Origin of the sequence: Gordonia sp. 852002-10350_SCH5691597 (genome assembly GCF_001665715.1) — a bacterium.
In the GTDB taxonomy this organism is placed as follows: Bacteria; Actinomycetota; Actinomycetes; order Mycobacteriales; family Mycobacteriaceae; genus Gordonia; species Gordonia sputi.
The window spans coordinates 1-1,207 of sequence record NZ_LZMO01000112.1 but is presented as its reverse complement, the minus strand read 5'-3'; the positions used below and the strand labels follow the sequence as shown (position 1 = coordinate 1,207).

The following is a 1,207-nucleotide window of genomic DNA, read 5'->3' as shown; positions in this document are numbered from 1 at the left end:
TCGAGGACAGATGGCGGAAGGCGGACGGCTCTCCGAGCGCAGCCGATGGCAAGGGGAAGCGTTGGCGCGCAAGGTATGTCGACGATGCGGGCCGGGAACACGCGCAGGGATTTGTGCGCAAGGTTGACGCGCAACGATGGCTGGACGAGGTGACCGCGACATTCGTCACGGGCAGTTACGTTGATCCTGGTGCAGGACAGGTCACGGTCGGGCAGGTCTACGCCTCATGGTCAGCAGCTCAGTCCCACATATCGCCGAAGACGGCAGCGACGCGGCGCAGCGTATGGGATAGCCGCGTCAGTCCGCAGTGGGCTGACGCCCCGGCTGGGTCGGTGCAAACGTCAGCGGTGCGGGCGTGGGTGGCTCGGTTGGCTGCCGAGGAGGTCGGGGTGCCGACCATCGAGAACGCGTTCGGGCTGTTGCGCCAGGTGCTCGGCGCGGCTGTCGAGGATCGCCGTATTCCGCGCAACCCCTGCGATGGGGTAAAGCTGCCCAAGCGCCAGCACGCGGACCGGGCCTACCTGTCGCACGAGCAGGTGCAGGCGCTGGCAGGCGCTGTCGAGCGCAATCCCGAAGTGGTGCGGTTCCTGGCCTACACCGGCCTGCGGTGGGGTGAGATGGCCGCATTGCGGGTGCAGGATTTCGACATGCTGCGTCGTCGGGTGAACGTGTCGCGGTCGGTCACCGAGTCCGGTGGTCTGGTGTGGTCCACGCCGAAGACGCACGAGCGGCGGTCGGTGCCGTTCCCTGCTGTTCTGGCCGATGAGCTGGCTGCGCTCATGGCGGGTAAGGGTCGCGACGAATTGGTGTTCGTGGACTTGCGTGGCGGGGTGTTGCGCAACTCGAACTGGCGCGCTCGGGTGTTCGAGCCCGCGGTGCGGGGGTTGCAGGATTGCGGCGAGTTCCCTGACCTGACGCCGCATGACTTGCGGCATACGGCGGCGTCGCTCGCGATCAGCGCGGGCGCGAATGTGAAGGCGGTTCAGCGGATGCTCGGGCACGCGAAGGCGTCGATGACGTTGGACACGTATGCAGATCTGTTCGACACCGATTTGGACGGAGTTGCGGACGCGTTGGATGCGGCGATCCGTTCTACTGCGGACGCACTGCGGACGGACTCGGGCAAGAAAAAACCCGCAAGCCTCTGACCTGCGGGTTTTCGGTGGAGCTAAGGGGAATCGAACCCCTGACCTACTCGATGCGAACG

The 1,207-nt window shown here is 65.9% G+C and carries 1 protein-coding gene; it reads left to right on the top strand.

Translation table 11 applies throughout. From position 1 onward, the window contains the following. Positions 1–389 precede the first annotated feature (389 nt). Positions 390–1,148: a tyrosine-type recombinase/integrase gene (locus A5777_RS08305; protein WP_231894990.1), complete on the top strand. Its 759-nt coding sequence runs from the start codon at positions 390–392 to the stop codon at positions 1,146–1,148. The last annotated feature ends 59 nt before the right edge of the window (positions 1,149–1,207 follow it).